The sequence below is a fragment of the Kribbella sp. CCNWLW201 genome (genome assembly GCF_037203805.1).
Classification (GTDB): Bacteria; Actinomycetota; Actinomycetes; order Propionibacteriales; family Kribbellaceae; genus Kribbella.
The window spans coordinates 26,761-42,632 of sequence record NZ_JBBCBQ010000004.1; the positions used below are offsets into that span (position 1 = coordinate 26,761).

A 15,872-nucleotide genomic window follows, 5' to 3' on the forward strand; every position below is an offset into this window, starting at 1 on the left:
CCGTGTGAGTGCGTTGCGCTGGGCGGTCCGGACGGTCGACCGGGCGCTCGACGGTGAGACGGTCTACCGCGAGCTGCTGGCCGGTGGACCCGTCGCGTTCTGGCTCGACGGGAGTCTGACCGACCGGGCGGTACGACGCGTCTCGGTGCTCGGTACGACGCTCGGCGCCGAGGCGGAGGTCGTCGTACGGGATGTTGCCGACGGTGACGTGTTCGCCGAGTTGCAGGGGCTGATCGCGGCCAAGGGTGCGCGGCTGGACGACGTACCGGATGAGCTGACCGGGCTGTTCAACGGTGGGTACGTCGGGTACTTCGGGTACGAGCTGAAGGCATTGACCGGGGGAGCGGCGGCACACGAGTCGCCGACGCCGGACGCGCTGTGGATCTGGGCGAACCGGTTCGTGGTGATCGACCACGACCGCGAGGTCAGCTACCTGGTCAGTGTGGACGAATCCGACGACGGCTGGCTGGATCGGGCCTTGCGGAAGGCGGCCTATTGGTCGATGTCGGAGGTCGACGCGCCGGCGATCGCGCGACTCGATCTCGAGGCGCATCTGGAGCAGGACCGGGCGACGTACCTGGCCGGGATCGGCAAGTGCATGGCCGCGCTCGAGGCGGGCGAGACGTACGAGGTCTGCCTGACGAACCGCGTCCGGCTGCCGGCCGTGCCGGATCCGTTCGAGTTCTTCCTCTGGCAGCGGGCGCAGAATCCGGCGCCGTACGCCGCCTTCCTCCGGTACGGCGATCTCGCGGTGGCCAGCTCGTCGCCCGAACGGTTCCTGACCGTGGACGCGGACGGGTGGGCCGAGTGCCGGCCGATCAAGGGGACCTCGCCGCGCGACCCGGACCCGGCGCAGGACGAGCTGGCCGCCAAGGCGCTCGCCGAGGACGAGAAAACCCGGGCCGAGAACCTGATGATCGTCGACCTGATCCGCAACGACCTCGGCCGGGTCAGCGAACCGGGCACGGTGCACGTACCGCAGCTGATGCAGGTCGAGAGCTACCGGACTGTCCACCAGCTCGTCACCACCGTGCGCGGCCGGCTCCGGTCCGGGGTGTCCGCGGTCGATGCCGTCCGGGCGTGCTTCCCGCCGGGGTCGATGACCGGGGCGCCGAAGATCCGGACGATGGAGATCCTCGACGAGCTCGAGTCGAGTGCTCGCGGGGTGTATTCGGGGGTGCTCGGCTACCTGACCGTGGACGGGCGGGTGGACCTGAGCGTGGTGATCCGGACGGCGGTGCTGACGCCGTCCGGGACCGTGGTCGGTGCGGGCGGGGCGATCGTGCTCGACTCGGACCCGGTCGCGGAGTACGACGAAATGGTGCTGAAGGCAACGGCAGCCGTGGGTGGGAACGCCGCGGCCGAAGGGTGGGGGAGATGACCGAGTTGCAGGTGGCGGATTCGTTTCTGGTGGCCAATGGCAAGGTCCGGGGGATCGAGCTGCACCGGGAACGGTTCGTCGGGTCGTGTGCGGCGGCCGGTGTCGAGGCTTCGGCCTTCTGGAACGAGCAGATCGGCCGGCTGCCGGGATTCGGTCGCTGGTTCCCTCGGTTCGAGCTCCGCGCGTCGGGTGAGCTGGCGGTCCAGCTCCGGCCAGCGCCACCGATCGGGGGTCGCGTCCGGGTCGTCGTACACGAAGGTCCGGACCCGCGTACGGCGCCGCGGGTGAAAGGGCCCGATCTGGAGCTCCTCGGGAAACTCAAGGAGGCCGCGTCGCACAAGGCCGACGAGATCCTGCTGCTGGATCAGGACGGCACGGTCCTGGAGGCGGCGTACTCCGCCATCGCCTGGTGGGACGACGACACCCTCTGCTTCCCGCCGTCCGACCGACCGCTGCTCCCCTCGGTCACCGCCGCGCTCCTCCGCCAGCTCGCGACCGCTCAAGGCACCGAGGTTGTCGAACGAGCCTGCGCACCGGCCGACCTCCAGTCCTACGAGGTCTGGCTGCTCAACGCACTCCACGGCATCCGCCCCGTCCACGCCTGGGCCGACTCCGCCATCGACCCCCTCCCCAACTCCCAGTCCACCAGCTGGCAAGACCGCCTGACCGCCCTCGCCCGCCCCCTCTGAAGCCGCAGTGACCCGGCCTCTGAGCGATCCCCGTTGCAAAAAGTGATATCACAATGCTATCTTCTAGATATTCGAGACGAGGAGCTTGTGATGGCGGAGCTGGATGTCGCGGTGGAGATGCCGACGCCGAAGGTGACCGAGCGCGGGGCCCGGGAGATCAACGGGTGGCCGATGGCCGGGCTGGCGTTCGTGCTGGTGGTGCTCGGGGTGGTGCTGTTCGTCGTGGGCCTTGCGAACGAGCAGGGCGCGGTGGTCGTGATCTCGATCCTGGTGTTCCTGGCCGGGGTGATCGTGGCCGGCGGGTTGACGCCGGTGGCGCCGGGCCGGGCCCGGGTGCTGCAGATCCTGGGGCGGTACAGCGGGACGATCCGCACCGACGGGCTGCGCTGGGTGAATCCGATCGCCACCCGCAAGCAGGTCTCCACCCGGATCCGCAACCACGAGACGGCCGTTGCCAAGGTCAACGATGCCGACGGCAACCCGATCGAGATCGCCGCGGTGGTGGTCTGGCAGGTCGAGGACACCGCGCAGGCGACGTTCGAGGTGGACGACTTTGTCGAGTTCGTCGCGATCCAGACCGAGACCGCGGTCCGGCACATCGCGAACAGCTATCCGTACGACGTGCACACCGAGGACGGCGGCTTGTCGCTGCGGGACAGCACCGACGAGATCACCGAGAAGCTGTCGACCGAGATCGGCGCCCGGGTGCAGGCCGCCGGGGTCAGGGTGATCGAGTCGCGTATCACCCACCTCGCGTATGCGCCGGAGATCGCCCAGGCGATGCTGCGACGCCAGCAGGCCAGTGCGATCGTGGCCGCCCGGCAGCGGATCGTCGAGGGAGCTGTCGGCATGGTCGAGCTCGCCCTGGCTCGGCTGTCCGAGCATGAAGTCGTCGAGCTGGACGAGGAACGCAAGGCCACCATGGTCAGCAACCTGCTGGTGGTGCTCTGTGGCGACCGGGATGCCCAGCCGGTGGTCAACACCGGCACGCTCTACCAGTGAGGGCCGGCCGTGGCCGTCGAACGCAAGAAGATCCTGCTCCGGCTGGATCCCGTGGTGCATGACGCGCTGGCCCGCTGGGCAGCCGACGACCTGCGCAGCACCAACGCCCAGATCGAGTACCTGCTCCGCCGGGCGCTCGACGACGCCGGCCGGCTCCCGTCCGGGGTCGGCAAGATGCGCCGTCCGGGCCGCCCGTCCAAGGAGGAAGACGATGCGTAGAAGCGTCAGTACCGTCGCCTCAGGCAACCACCTCAGCCTGGTGCATGGCACTCGCGGGACACTGCCGCGGCGACCACCCGCCCGGCGCCGTCAGGTTGTTGCCCTGGGCAGGGTCAAGGCGCCGGACGCCTTGGCTGCAAGGCTTTTCCTGCTCGCGTACGACCCGCAGACCGGTCGCCTGACTAGTCGGTGGACGAAGCTGGGACGGATCCTCCGGGCCGCCGCGCTCGTTGATCTCCAGCTCCGCGGAAACCTTGCCGACGACAACGGCCGGGCCCGGCTGACCAAGGCGGCCGATCCGGTCGACCCGGTCCTGGCCGGTGTGCTCAAGGACATCCGCCGGGTCGGCCCGCGGAAGTGGCGGACCTGGATCGACCGGCGCCACGGCGCGATCGTCCGGGAGGTGCGCGACGAACTCGAGCGCGCCCGCCTGATCAAGGTCGAGCACTACCGCATCCTCGGTCTGATCCCGGCCGACCGCATCACGCTGCGGCATCCATTGGTACGACGCCAGTTGCTGCGGAACGCGACCGACACGCTCCGGCCTGCTCGGCTCGTCACGCGCATCGACCTCCGCGACGCGGCGGTCGTCACATTGGCCGCGACCGGTGACCTGCGCACCGTGCTGTCCAAGGACCAGCGTGTTCGGCACAAGAGTCGCTTGGACCAACTCGCCGTACGGGTCGGTCCGGTGGTGCCGGCGCTGAAGAAGGCGCTGCAGCAAGCGCAGGCGTCGGCCGCGGCATAACCGGTCTTGACCGGTGAACCCCGCCCGGTGCTATGGTTCGTTACTCAAGTAATGAACCTACGAACCTCGAACGCGAGAGGAGGCCGTGATGTTCGATGACCGGAGCCCGATCTATCTGCAGATCGCCGAGCAGATCAAGAACGACATCGTCACCGGCGCCCTCGCCGAGGACGAGCAGGTGATGTCGACCAACCAGTACGCCGCGTTCTACCGGATCAACCCGGCCACCGCGGCCAAGGGGTTCGCGCAGTTGGTCGACGAGGGGGTGCTCTACAAGAAGCGCGGGATCGGGATGTTCGTCAGCCCGAACGCGCGCGAGCTGCTCCGCACCGGCCGGCGCGACTCGTTCTTCGCCGACGTGGTCGACCCGATGATCCGGGAAGCCAAGGCGATCGGCGTACCCCTGAAAGACGTCGTCCAGCACATCCGCACTCAGATCGTGTCTGGTGATCCCGCGCCTACTGCGCGGCACTCGGCACGGCACCTCGCCGCACTGGAGCAAAGGCCACGATGAAACCCGCATCGAGACCTTCGCTCCAGCACGCCGATGCACCGCACCGAGCACCTGCTCGCGACGGCGCGGGATCACCAGACACGATCTACGGGGACGCGTGATGACCAACCGCACCTTGGAAGCCACCGACCTCGTTGCCGACGAGGTGGCCGCGCCTGCGCTGGCGGCGCGGACGGAGAACCTGTCGGTCCGGTTCGCCGGTGTGCCCGCGCTGGACCGGCTCGACCTGCGCCTGGCGCCGGGCAAGATCCACGGCCTGCTGGGCCGCAACGGCTCCGGCAAGAGCACGCTCGCCGCGACCCTGGCCGGCTTCCGCCGGCCTGACGAGGGCCGCGTCCTGATCGAGGGCGGCGACCTCGGTACGGCGGCCGAGCCGTACGAGAACGCGGTCGTCATCAGCCGGATCTGCCTGATCCGCGAGTCGGGCGACCTGGTCGCCTCGGCGGCGGTGAAGCATGTGCTCGGTCTCGCCGCGAGCCTGCGCCCGTACTGGGACAGCGACCTCGCCGGTGACCTCCTCGACCGGTTCGAGGTGCCGACGAACAAGAAGGTGCACAAGCTGTCCCGCGGCAAGAAGTCCGCGCTCGGGGTCGTGCTCGGGCTGGCCAGTCGCGCGCCGCTGACCATCTTCGACGAGACCTACCTGGGGATGGACGTGCCGTCGCGCAACCTGTTCTACGACGCGCTGCTCGCCGACTACGCCGAGGTGCCGCGCACGATCGTGCTCTCCACCCATCTGGTCAGCGAGGTCAGCCCGATGCTCGAGGAGGTCGTCATCCTCGACAACGGCCGGCTCGTCACGCAGTCCCCGGTCGATGCGCTGCGCGGCCGCGGGGCCTCGATCGTCGGACCGACAGCGGTGGTGGACGACTTCACCGCCGGGTTCACCGTGCTCGCGGAGGAGAGGCTCGGCGGGACCAAGTCCGCCACGGTGCTGGGCGACCTTGATCCTGACCTGCTCGCTCAGGCAGGTGCGGCCGGTCTCGAGATCGGTCCGGTCGGCCTCCAGGACCTCTTCGTCCATTTGACCGCCACGAGCAGCAAGGGGGACCGCCCGTGAGTATCACCATCGACCGAGCCTTGCCGCGAGGTGTCACCCCGACCAACCGGTTGCGGCAGGTGTTGCTGGCGATGGTGGCCGGCAGCCGGCCGGCAGTGGTCGGCTACTGGGTCGTGATGCTGGTCTCGTTCACCGCGATCGGGATCGGGTTCAGGCTCGTCACCGGTGGCATCGACCACAGCATGTGGGACTACGGGACCCAGTCGCCGAAGTACTTCTCGATGGCGATGGGCATCACTCTCCCGGTCGCGTACTTCAACGTGATCATCGCCCAGGGCACCACCCGGCGGATGTTTTCCGTTGCCGCCAGCATCTACTTGCTCGGCGCCGCGTCGGCGACCGCGGCGTTGTGGGTGCTGGTGTACCAGGCCGAGCACTTGATCTTCAGCTCCCAGGGGTGGTCGCAGGCGCTGGAGAATCCGCACCTGTTCACCGACACCTCGCAGCGCGGGCTGATCTTCGCCGAGTTCTTCCTGCTCATCCTGGCGCACGAGGCGGCCGGTTGGTTGCTCGGCATCACGTTCTACCGGTTCGGCTTCTGGCGCGGTGTGGTGCTGCTGCCGTTCGCGCTGATCCCGGCCGCCGCGGCCGAGTTCCTGTTGATCGCTCAATGGCTCGCCGATGCGCTCGACAGCCTCGGTTATCAGCGTCCACCACTCGCTGTCGCCGTACCGTCCATCCTGGTGGTCAGTGCTGTTGGGTTGTACGTCGGCTACCTTCTGCTGCGGCCGATGGCACTGAAGCCGGCCAAAGGGTGACCCTGGTTATGCACAGGGGGTGTGTATAAGTCAGCCGATTTCTGTGGATGGTTGCGCGATCGCTGTGGACGACACGCGGCAGGTCGCGAATTGACGAAATCTCTTGGCTGGAAAGGGTTGTGCGGCCCTGGGCAGCGGCGGTACAAATGTCGACACGCCGCTTCTGATCTGAGCGGTGGGTCGAACGGAAACCGAGGACCCTAGCGGTGGGGATCCCCACCGAGGTAGACCGGTGACGGGGTCTGCCGGCCTCTACGGACCCGTTCGGGAGGCTGGAGACGTCACCTTCCTTCAGCTAGTGCGGGCCCCTCCGACTCATACTCGGAGGGGCCCGCCTCTTGTCTTCTGATCGGCACTCAGCAGTGCCGTAAATGACAAAGGCCGGCCGGCGCACAGGACGGTGTGCGCCGGCCGGCGATCGGGACCCACCGGGTCGAGGGCCCCGAATCAATCAGTTGAGTGTGATGCTGAGCGCCGAGGAAGACCCGCCGGCCGCTACCTGCACCTCCACTCCGCGCGTCGTGGTGACGAGCTGGTACGACGCCGAACGGCCGTCCAGCGTGACACTCTTCACCGTCGCTCCGGTCGGGAGTACGGCGCCGATCGTGAACCTCGCCGGGACATCGTTGACCTTCACCTCGGTCCGCAATTCCTTTCCTGCAAGGCGTGCGGAGACATCGACCGAGCCGCGACCGAGCCGGATGTTGCTACCGGCCACCTTCTGCTGGCCCTCCGGCAACTGCGGGATGACCGCGAGCTTGCCATTCCCGAGATCCGGGTCCACGCCGAGCTGCTGGTGCACGACCGGCCAGAGGATGCCGTACGCGCCCCACGCCTGGAGTGACATCGAGCGGTCGTAGAACGGCCGGCCGATGTTGGCGGGTGCGTCGGGTGACGGTGCGATCTCCGGCATCGCGCCCGGCGTCTCCCACACTGTCGGGTCGAGCTGGATCCGGGCGTTGCCGGTCGTGTAGACCTGCTGCTGGTTCTTGCCCAGGCGACCGTAGTTGCCCTCAGCAACCGCCATGATCGACGTGTTCAGGCCGAACATGGCCCGCTCGCTCTTCACCTGCGAGACGACCGGGTCACACGACGGGCCGGGGTTGCCGGCCGGGTCGGAGGTCGGGCCGGTGCCGGTGTGGTAGAGGCCGAATTCTCCTGTGTAGCAAGGCTTCTCGCGCTGGTCGAGCGCGATCGCCGCATGCTCCGTCGACGACAGCGGGGAGTCCGGCTGGCCCGGACGGACCAAGACAGCCTCCATCGGTGTCACACCGGTCCAGTGCCGCTGGAAGATCGGCGTGTTGTCGTTCGCGGGATCAGTCGGGCTGTCGATCGAGTCGGCGTACCCCATCGCCTCGGGGACCCACCACTGCGCCTCGAAGCGTGTCTCGAGGTCGGTTGCGCGGGTCGTCGCCCACTGCTGGATCGTGGTGTCGTGCTTGGATGCGGCCAGGTCGGCGAGGTCGCGCAGACCGCGCGCGAGGTAGACGGTGCTGTCGAGCTTCTCGACCCCCATGCCCCCGCGCTCGACATTCGCGAGGCCTTCCAGCCAGCCGTCGTTGTCCTTGTCCAGTTCGCGGTAGACGTACTGCAGGTTGCGGACGGTGAAGTCGTACATCTCGTCCCGGAACCTGTCGTCACCGGTCCACCGCCACAGCGTCGCGACCGCGCTCGGGAACTTCGTGGTCTCGTCGGTGTTGCCCGCGCTCTGGTTGGAACCGAAGTACACGTCCCCGGTCGGGACCACCTCGTGGGCGACCTTGCCGCTGCGGTTGTTGAGCAGATCGCTGACGTCCCGCAGCGCGCGGAGGTGCTCCTTGGTCGTGTCGAACTGACCGGCCGCGACCGCGGCGTACGCGGTGTACTCACCGTCGGTCCCGAACAGCCACGGGTAGTCCGGGAAGCCTGCCCCGAACCAGCGTGCGCTGTTGATCGTGCCGACCGGTGCCGGGTAGTCCTTGCCCTCGTTGACGTCGCGGATGCGCAGGTTGCGTGCCTCCTGCACCGAGTCCGCGAGGTTCTGCTTGCTCCACTCGACGCTCTGCTGCAGTAGCCGGTCACCAGGCAGGTCCACTGCAGACATGCTGTCGATCTCCTGCCGGTCCCGCGTCTTTGCCTTCAGCAACGCTTCCGGGCTGGTCAGGGCACGGCGGTACTCACGTTGCGCGGCGGATACACCGTCGTCCGAGCCGGCTACAGCGAACCAGATCGTCTTCGACGCACCGGGCGCGAGGCTGACGTCGTACGTGAGCCGCCCGCCGGTGCCCTTGCCGATCAGTGAGTCGTCGCAGCGTGCGGGCGTCGTACCGTCGGCCGGGCAGATCACCGCCGGGTCCTGGGGGCCGCGGTTGTTCGCGCTGAGGGCGTGGCTCGTCGGACGCAGGGACGATCCGACGAACGCGGCGTAGTTGTGCTCGGTCGCGTTCGGGAACGACGGTGTGCCCTGCTCGCGGAATCGCAGCGAGCCGTCGGCGTAGGCGCCGGTGTCCGGGAGATTGGCGGCGGCCGCATTCGGCGTCGTCCAGCCCCAGGGGTACGACGCCATCAGCTCGGAGTGCGCGTCCACGTCGAGCTTGACTGTCTTCGCCGTACTGGACTCCAGCGTCAGGCCGACGAGGGTTGCGCGGATGCCGTCGGGGACGAAGTCGGTACGGCGTACCCGCACGTCACCGGAGTAGTCGATCCTGCTGTAGCCGTGGCCGCTGGTGTACTTCTGCGCGGCCACGTCCTTGCCGAGCCACGCGCCGTCGAGGCCGAACCACAGGCCGTCGAGGAGCTTGATCGGCTGAGTCCAGAAGCCACCCATCTCACCGCGGATGTGCCACCCGGACGCCGGGTAGAGGCCGGTCTCGTCGCCCATCGCGTAGGCACGATCGCCGACGACGAGCGATCGCCGGTCGGCAAGCCGGGTTGTTTCCGAGAGCTCTGACGGTACGGCGGTCGGCCCGGCCGCCGTGGTCCGGGGAGTGGAGCCGGCGGTCGCGGAGGCGGTGCCGGCCAGGATGGTCGCTGCGGCGAGCAGCGCGATGCCGGCCGTACGTTTGGCCCGGCGTGGTGGGGCGGTGCTGCGTCTGACGGTTGGGCGGAGAGTCATGGCGGTGTCCTCCTTCTTGCGGTGCGCGTGCACCGCATCAGCCAGGGGCTGAGCTGCCCCTGATCACCAGTTCGGGTTGCAGCAGGCGTTCGGTCGGTACGTCGGTCGTCGTGCCGGTGAGGATGTCGATCAACTCGGACGCGATCTGGTCCATTGGTTGCCGGAGGCTCGTGAGGCCGGGGGAGACGACCGACGCGAGCGGTGAGTCGTCGAAGCCGGTGACGCCGACGTCGACGCCGGGAGTGAGGCCGCGGCGGCCGAGCTCGCGGAGTGCGCCGAGGGCGAGAATGTCGCTCAGGGCAACGATCCCGTCCGGCGGCTGGTCGCTGTCGAGCAGTTCGGCGGTGGCCAAGGAGCCTTCTTCGATGTCGTCCTCGGCGCAACGCACGGCCAGTCCGCCGGTGGGAAGGCCGAGTTCCTTGCAGCGACCACGCCAGCCGGCGAGCCGGTCCTCGGCCAGGCCGGACGACTTCGGCCAGCTGAGGAAGGCGATTCGCCGGCGGCCGGTGTCGTACAGGTGCTGCACCGCCATCGCGGAGCCGGCGGCGCCGTCGACGTCGACCCACGGGCCGGGTTGGGTGGTCTGTTTCCACACCCGGCCGAAGGACACGAACGGGATCTGCTTGTCCTTCAGCCAGCCGTGCCGCGGGTCGTGTGTCTCCGTCTGCGAGAGGACGAACCCGTCGACCAGGCGGCGCGCGTGCAGATCGTCGTACGTCGGCATGCCCTCGACGGCGGCCGGGGCGGTGAACAGCAGGATGTGCCGGCCGGTTCGTTCCGCGGCGGCGCAGAGTTCGTGCAGGAACTGGTCCATCACCAGATGGGTCTGGTTCGGCCAGCTGGGGACGCAGTACCCGATCAGTTCGACCGCGCTGGTGCGCAGGCTGCGGGCGTTACGATTGGGCCGGTAGTTGAGGAGCTCGATCGATCGGTTCACCCGCTCGAGCGTGTCCGGACGCAGGCGATGCGGTGCGTTCAACGCGTTCGACACCGTCTGCACCGACACCTCGGCGTGGGCGGCGACCTGCTTCAACGTAGCCACCGCGACCTCCCACGGACGTTTGAACGTTAAAAACATCCGCAGTCTCCCGCGCGACTCCCGCCGTGTCAACGCCTCGGGGGTCCCTGCCGGATGATCGACAGAGTGTGTTCCGGTGCGGCGGGGGCGATCCAGCGGCCCCACCAGGTGGCACCCGCGGCGGCGAACTCAGCCGGATCGCCACCGCTGACCTTCACGTCGAACGGTTCGCCGCGCTCGGCCAGCAGTGCCCGTACGTCGTCGGGCGTGATCTGCTGTGGTGCGTCGGTCGAACCCTTGTAGGCGCAACTCCCATCCCATCGAAGGATGCGACGTCGTACGGCGGGAACCAGCATGTTTCCACCGACCCAGATCGGGATCCGCGGTCGCTGCACCGGGCGAGCAGTGAGCTGAACCCGATCGAGTTGATAGTGCTTCCCCGCGAAGCTGAACGGTTCACCGGTCCACAGTCCGTCGATCACCTCGAGGCCCTCGTCCAGCATCTTGGGGCTTCCCGGGCCGATGAACGGATCGCCAGGGTCGCCGATGCCCACACCCAGCACGAATCGTCCGTCTGACAGGTGATCCAGAGCCACAGCCTCGGCCGCCACCTTCCATGGCCGTCGCCGGGGTAGTGGTGTCACCGTCGTACCGATCCTGATCCGCGAGGTGGCCGTCGCCATCGCGGCCAGGCAGATCCACGGGTCGTACGTCGGCTGCGTCGCGTCACCCTGATAGACGAGGTAGTCCTCCAGGAACATCGCGTCCCAGCCGGAGTCCTCGGCGACCCGCGCGAGCTCGGCGAGCCCGCGCGGATCTCGTCCGGGCCCTACCGCCCCAACCGTGACCGAGAAGCGCATGCCGACGACCTTAGCCACCGGCACCGACAGTTCAGACGGTGAAGTTCACTCCCTGGGCCAGCGGGAGCTCGCCCGAGTAGTTGATGGTGTTGGTCGCGCGACGCATGTAGGCCTGCCATGCGTCGGAGCCGGACTCGCGGCCGCCGCCGGTCTCCTTCTCACCGCCGAAGGCGCCACCGATCTCCGCCCCCGAGGTGCCGATGTTGACGTTGACGATGCCGCAGTCGGATCCCTCGGCGGACAGGAACTTCTCGGCCTCGGCCTGATCGCTGGTGAAGATGCTGGACGAGAGGCCTTGCGGTACGCCGTTGTTCAGCGCGATCGCTTCCTCGAGCGTCTCGTAGGGAAGGACGTAGAGCAGCGGCGCAAAGGTCTCCTGCTGGACGACGGGGGTTTGGGAGTCGATCCGCACGATGGCCGGGTTGACGTAGTAGGCATCCGGCGCGACGTCCGCGAGCGCACGGTTGCCTCCGGCAACCAGCTTGCCGTCTTCCGTGGCAGCCTGAGTGATGGCCTTCTGCATCGCGTCGTACGCACCACCGTGGATGAGCGGGCCCACCAGCGTTCCCGCGGTCATCGGGTTGCCGATCGGGAGCCGGGAGTACGCCGAGACGAGCCGGTCGGTCAGGTCGTCGACGACGGAGGTGTGGGCGATGACCCGGCGCATGGTCGTGCACCGTTGACCGGCGGTTCCGGCCGCGGAGAACACGATGCCCCTGACGGTCAGATCGAGATTCGCGGTCGGGCTGACGATGGCCGCGTTGTTGCCACCGAGCTCGAGCAGCGAACGGCCGAAGCGGTCCGCGACCCGCGGCCCGACGGCCTTGCCCATCCGCGTGGACCCGGTCGCTGAGAGGAGCGCGACGCCGGGGTGGTCGACCAGCGCCTGACCGACGTCCGAGCCGCCGATCAGGACCTGTGACAGGTCGGCCGGCGCACCGACCTCGGCGATCGCCTGCGCGAGGATGGCGTTGCTGGCCAGGGCCGTCAGCGGCGCGAGCTCGGAAGGCTTCCAGATGACGGGGTCGCCACAGACCAGTGCGATCGCGGTGTTCCAGGACCAGACCGCGGCGGGGAAGTTGAACGCGGAGATGACGCCGACGACGCCGAGCGGGTGCCAGGTCTCCATCAGCCGGTGCCCGGGGCGCTCGGAGACCATCGTCTTGCCGTAGAGCTGCCGCGACAGCCCGACGGCGAACTCGCAGATGTCGATCATCTCCTGGACCTCACCCAGCGCCTCGGAGGTGATCTTGCCGACCTCCAGGCTGATCAGGGTGCCCAGGTCTTCCTTGTGGTCGGCGAGCAGCTCGCCGAGGCGCTTGACGAGCGCGCCGCGGGCGGGCGCCGGCACGGTGCGCCAAGCCAGGAAGGCTGTCTGGGCGCGAGCCACGGCCTCGTCGACCGCGTCGCCGTCGACCCAGCGCACTGAGGACAGCGGCCCTCCGTTGATCGGAGACCTGGTGACGTTGTCGCCGGCGATCGCGTCCAGGTCGACACCGCAACGGCGTGCGGTGTCCTGGGCGAGACCAGCCAGTGCCTCGCTGTCAGGGATCTGCTGGGTCATAAGGATGCTCCTTCATACGATGTTCAGCTCTGGTCTCATCGCCATCATGGCGAACCGGTCGCCGTGCAGGCTCGAGACGTCCACGACCGGGGTCCGGCCCAGGTAGAGATCCCGCATCACCTCGCCGATCGCCGGTCCCATCAGGAATCCGTGGCCGGAGAAGCCGGTGGCGTACAGGAACCGGTTGACCCCGGGCGCCTCTCCGATCAGGGCATTGTGGTCGGGTGTCATCTCGTACAGGCCGGCCCAACCCGCACCCACGCCTGTCTCGGCAATCGCAGGGACGCGGCGTTCGATCGCGTCGGCGAGGCGAGGCAGCCAGTCGTCCGACTGCGTCAGCTTGAAACCAGGGATCTCGTCCGGGTCGGACATCCCCAGCAGGAGTCCTTGGCCTTCGCCGTGGAAGTACAGGCTGGTGGAGAAGTCGATGGTGAACGGTGTCTTCGGGTCCAACCCGGGGATCGGCTCGGTGGTCAGGATCTGACGACGCAGTGGTACGACGGGAAGGTCGACGCCGACCAGATCGCCGATCGCCTTCGACCAGGCGCCGGCAGTACAGATGACCGTGTCGGTCGTGATGGTCCCGCGGTCGGTCTCGACGCCGGTGATGACGCCGTCGGTCGAGGTGATGCCGGTGACGGCGCACCCGCGGATCAGTCGTGCACCGGCGCGGCGCGCCGCTCCGCCGTACCCGAGGACGACCGATTCGGGCGTGCAGTGTCCGTCCGTCGGGGACCAGGCGGCCGCGAGGAGTCCGTCGGTGCTGATCAGCGGCGAGAGCCTCTTGGCCTCCGCGACGTCGATCATCCGGCTCGGTACGCCGAGCTCGTTCTGCAGGGCGACGTTGTGCTCGAAGGCGGCGACATGGTCGGGACGGTCGAGCAGGAACAGGTAGCCGACCTGGTGCAGGTCGATCTCCTGACCGAAGGTCTCCTTGAAGGTCTCGAACACCTTGAGGCTCCGCAGCCCGAGCTCGATGTTGACGCGGTCGGAGAACTGCGCGCGGACGCCACCGGCCGCCTTGCACGTCGAACCGGAGCCGAGCTCGTCCTTCTCGACGAGGACGACGTCGGTGACGCCGGCCCGGGCGAGGTGGTAGGCCGTGGACAAGCCCATGACGCCGCCGCCGATGACGACCACGGATGCGTGGCTCGGTAACTCAGTGGCCATCTGTTCGGCCTCGATTCGCCGGGGTTCTCGCCTCATGGTCGCCGAATCGATGCTTTACGACAATCGAAGGTCTCTGCGCTTCTTCCTTTAGAATCCTTGAAGTCAGGTCGCAGCCGGAGGGCGCCCGTGAGCACGTCGTCGAGGTTGAACCTCACCCAGGTCGCCACCCTTCGGGAGTTCGTCCGCCGGGGGACTCTGGCCGCGGCCGCCGAGCATCTCGGGTACACCGCGGGTGCGGTCTCCCAGCACGTCGCCGCCTTGGAACAGGCGCTGGAGGTTCCGCTTCTGCAGCGCTCTGGACGGCAGCTCGTCCTGACAGATGCGGGACGCATCATGGCCGACTACGCGAACCGGCTCCTCGCGTTGGAGGCGGAGGCGATCGCGGTCACGAGGTCGTCGTACGGCAAGGCTGCCGGGCCCCTGCTCGTGGGCACCTGGGGGAGTACGGCGGTAGGGCTACTCGCACCGATCGTTGAGCGGATGGAGGCCGACCATCCCGAGGTGATGGTGGCCTCCCGCGAGGTGGATGTGGACGAGGCCGCCGCATCCGTGCGTCACGGCGATGTAGACATCGCGTTCGGGCTGGACTACGCCGACGCCCCGATGCCGCACGACGCCGGCCTCACCGTCGTCGAACTGCACAGCGAGACCTTCGTGGTCGCGATCGCGGCAACCGACCCGCCGCGTGCGGAGGTGGCGCTGGCCGAGCTGGACTGGATTCTGCCGCCGGAGACCAGCCAGTTCGGGCGGGCGGTACGCGCCGGCCTCCGCCGTCACGGGTTCGAGCCTCGCGTTCTCCATGAGGTCACGGACACCGGCGCGTCCCTGCAACTGGCGGCTGCGGGGCTGGGAGCGACCGTCATGACGGACCTGATGCGGCGGCTCAATCCCACCCTCGACCTGGTCGGCCTGCAGTTGGCCGATCCGTTCAGCCGCAAGATCGTGCTCATCACTCGTGGCGGGATCACGCCGAGGGAGTCCGTCCGGGTCTTCATCGAGGTGGCTCAACACCTCGTCGCAGAGATGCTCGAGTAGAGATTCCTTATGCGGTGTGGCCGCCGTCGATGGTCAGTTCGGTGCCGGTGAGGTAGGCGGCGTTCGGGCCGGCCAGGTAGGTGACGGCTGCGGCGACCTCGGTCGTGGTGCCGAAGCGGTCGAGGGCCAGGTCGGCGATCTGGCCGGCTGCGAACGGGCCGTCCGCCGGGTTCATGTCGGTGTCGATCGGGCCGGGCTGTACGACGTTCGACGTGATGCCGCGCGCTCCGAGTTCACGGGCCAGGCCCTTGCTGAGGCCGATCAGTGCGGACTTGCTCATCGCGTACAGCGTCATGCCCGGGCTCGTGACCCGGCCTGCGGCACAACTGCCGAGGTGGATCAGCCGACCGCCGTCGGACAGCCTCGGTACGGCGGCCTGCGCTGCCGCGTAGACGCCACGGACGTTGACCGCGAGCACCCGGTCCACATCGTCCACCGTGAAGTCGCCGATCGGGCCGATCGCGCCGACACCCGCGTTGTTGACCAGGATGTCGAGCCCGCCGAGCTGATCCGCCGCTCGGGCGACGCCGTCCGCCACGGCGACCGCGTCGGCCGCATCGACCTCGAGTGCGTACGCCGTACGTCCGAGGGCCTCGATCTCCTTCACCACCTTTGCCGCGGCATCCGGGGAACTGTTGTAGGTCAGCGCGACATCGGCTCCGCGCTCGGCCAGCGCGATTGCCGTCGCCGCACCGATCCCGCGGCTGCCACCGGTCACCAACGCCTTCTTGCCAAGTAGTTCGTTCATGCTCTCCAGTTC

15 protein-coding genes are annotated in these 15,872 nt (G+C 68.4%); 9 read left to right on the plus strand and 6 right to left on the minus strand.

Translation table 11 applies throughout. The annotated features are described in order from the left end of the window. Nucleotides 1–4 precede the first annotated feature (4 nt). The 8 genes from pabB to V9K99_RS18720 all read left to right on the plus strand — a co-directional run bounded on the left by pabB (nt 5) and on the right by V9K99_RS18720 (nt 6,371). Nucleotides 5–1,381: an aminodeoxychorismate synthase component I gene (gene pabB, locus V9K99_RS18685; RefSeq protein WP_337009087.1), complete on the plus strand. Its 1,377-nt coding sequence runs from the start codon at nt 5–7 to the stop codon at nt 1,379–1,381. Then, complete coding sequence (locus tag V9K99_RS18690; RefSeq protein ID WP_337009089.1) at nt 1,378–2,070, plus strand: aminotransferase class IV; 693 nt, start codon at nt 1,378–1,380, stop codon at nt 2,068–2,070. The genes pabB and V9K99_RS18690 overlap by 4 nt, the downstream gene beginning before the upstream one ends. A gap of 90 nt (nt 2,071–2,160) precedes the next feature. Further along, nucleotides 2,161–3,072 (plus strand): SPFH domain-containing protein, encoded by a 912-nt coding sequence (locus V9K99_RS18695; RefSeq protein ID WP_337009091.1) that lies wholly within the window; start codon nt 2,161–2,163, stop codon nt 3,070–3,072. 9 nt (nt 3,073–3,081) lie between these two features. After that, nucleotides 3,082–3,291 carry a hypothetical protein gene (locus V9K99_RS18700; protein ID WP_337009093.1) on the plus strand — a complete coding sequence of 70 codons (210 nt, stop codon included), beginning with the start codon at nt 3,082–3,084 and terminating at the stop codon, nt 3,289–3,291. Beyond that, complete coding sequence (locus V9K99_RS18705) at nt 3,284–4,039, plus strand: GOLPH3/VPS74 family protein (RefSeq protein ID WP_337009095.1); 756 nt, start codon at nt 3,284–3,286, stop codon at nt 4,037–4,039. The genes V9K99_RS18700 and V9K99_RS18705 overlap by 8 nt, the downstream gene beginning before the upstream one ends. An 88-nt stretch (nt 4,040–4,127) precedes the next feature. Next, on the plus strand, nt 4,128–4,553 hold the full coding sequence (locus V9K99_RS18710; RefSeq protein WP_337009097.1) for a GntR family transcriptional regulator: 426 nt from the start codon (nt 4,128–4,130) through the stop codon (nt 4,551–4,553). 100 nt (nt 4,554–4,653) lie between these two features. Then, complete coding sequence (locus V9K99_RS18715) at nt 4,654–5,613, plus strand: ABC transporter ATP-binding protein (RefSeq protein ID WP_337009099.1); 960 nt, start codon at nt 4,654–4,656, stop codon at nt 5,611–5,613. Then, nucleotides 5,610–6,371 (plus strand): hypothetical protein, encoded by a 762-nt coding sequence (locus V9K99_RS18720; RefSeq protein WP_337009101.1) that lies wholly within the window; start codon nt 5,610–5,612, stop codon nt 6,369–6,371. The genes V9K99_RS18715 and V9K99_RS18720 overlap by 4 nt, the downstream gene beginning before the upstream one ends. 451 nt (nt 6,372–6,822) lie before the next feature. Here the strand turns inward: V9K99_RS18720 and V9K99_RS18725 are convergent, their stop codons facing one another. From V9K99_RS18725 to V9K99_RS18745, 5 genes are all read right to left on the minus strand, one after another. Further along, on the minus strand, nt 6,823–9,465 hold the full coding sequence (locus tag V9K99_RS18725) for a glycogen debranching protein (protein ID WP_337009103.1): 2,643 nt from the start codon (nt 9,463–9,465) through the stop codon (nt 6,823–6,825). A 37-nt stretch (nt 9,466–9,502) separates the two neighbouring features. Then, on the minus strand, nt 9,503–10,507 hold the full coding sequence (locus V9K99_RS18730) for a LacI family DNA-binding transcriptional regulator (RefSeq protein ID WP_337009105.1): 1,005 nt from the start codon (nt 10,505–10,507) through the stop codon (nt 9,503–9,505). 65 nt (nt 10,508–10,572) lie between these two features. Then, nucleotides 10,573–11,343: an LLM class flavin-dependent oxidoreductase gene (locus tag V9K99_RS18735; RefSeq protein ID WP_337009107.1), complete on the minus strand. Its 771-nt coding sequence runs from the start codon at nt 11,341–11,343 to the stop codon at nt 10,573–10,575. A 31-nt stretch (nt 11,344–11,374) separates the two neighbouring features. Further along, nucleotides 11,375–12,907 carry an L-piperidine-6-carboxylate dehydrogenase gene (gene amaB, locus V9K99_RS18740; RefSeq protein WP_337009109.1) on the minus strand — a complete coding sequence of 511 codons (1,533 nt, stop codon included), beginning with the start codon at nt 12,905–12,907 and terminating at the stop codon, nt 11,375–11,377. Nucleotides 12,908–12,919: 12 nt separating this feature from the next. After that, a complete protein-coding gene (locus V9K99_RS18745) occupies nt 12,920–14,077 on the minus strand; it encodes an NAD(P)/FAD-dependent oxidoreductase (protein WP_337009112.1) in 1,158 nt (385 codons plus the stop codon). Between the two features lie 126 nt (nt 14,078–14,203). Between V9K99_RS18745 and V9K99_RS18750 the strand changes: the two genes are divergently transcribed. Continuing rightward, nucleotides 14,204–15,112 carry a LysR family transcriptional regulator gene (locus tag V9K99_RS18750; protein WP_337009114.1) on the plus strand — a complete coding sequence of 303 codons (909 nt, stop codon included), beginning with the start codon at nt 14,204–14,206 and terminating at the stop codon, nt 15,110–15,112. A gap of 7 nt (nt 15,113–15,119) precedes the next feature. Here the strand turns inward: V9K99_RS18750 and V9K99_RS18755 are convergent, their stop codons facing one another. After that, entirely contained in the window at nt 15,120–15,860 is a 741-nt protein-coding gene (locus V9K99_RS18755) for an SDR family NAD(P)-dependent oxidoreductase (RefSeq protein WP_337009116.1), read from the minus strand. Nucleotides 15,861–15,872 lie beyond the last annotated feature (12 nt).

Excerpts from the sequence above, each read along its gene's own strand:
- V9K99_RS18690 (WP_337009089.1), top strand. The coding sequence starts at position 1,378 with ATGACCGAGTTGCAGGTGGCGGATTCGTTTCTGGTGGCCAATGGCAAG.
- V9K99_RS18695 (WP_337009091.1), top strand. The coding sequence starts at position 2,161 with ATGGCGGAGCTGGATGTCGCGGTGGAGATGCCGACGCCGAAGGTGACC.
- V9K99_RS18705 (WP_337009095.1), top strand. The coding sequence starts at position 3,284 with ATGCGTAGAAGCGTCAGTACCGTCGCCTCAGGCAACCACCTCAGCCTG.
- V9K99_RS18710 (WP_337009097.1), top strand. The coding sequence starts at position 4,128 with ATGTTCGATGACCGGAGCCCGATCTATCTGCAGATCGCCGAGCAGATC.
- V9K99_RS18715 (WP_337009099.1), top strand. The coding sequence starts at position 4,654 with ATGACCAACCGCACCTTGGAAGCCACCGACCTCGTTGCCGACGAGGTG.
- V9K99_RS18725 (WP_337009103.1), bottom strand. The coding sequence starts at position 9,465 with ATGACTCTCCGCCCAACCGTCAGACGCAGCACCGCCCCACCACGCCGG.
- V9K99_RS18735 (WP_337009107.1), bottom strand. The coding sequence starts at position 11,343 with ATGCGCTTCTCGGTCACGGTTGGGGCGGTAGGGCCCGGACGAGATCCG.
- amaB (WP_337009109.1), bottom strand. The coding sequence starts at position 12,907 with ATGACCCAGCAGATCCCTGACAGCGAGGCACTGGCTGGTCTCGCCCAG.
- V9K99_RS18745 (WP_337009112.1), bottom strand. The coding sequence starts at position 14,077 with ATGGCCACTGAGTTACCGAGCCACGCATCCGTGGTCGTCATCGGCGGC.
- V9K99_RS18755 (WP_337009116.1), bottom strand. The coding sequence starts at position 15,860 with ATGAACGAACTACTTGGCAAGAAGGCGTTGGTGACCGGTGGCAGCCGC.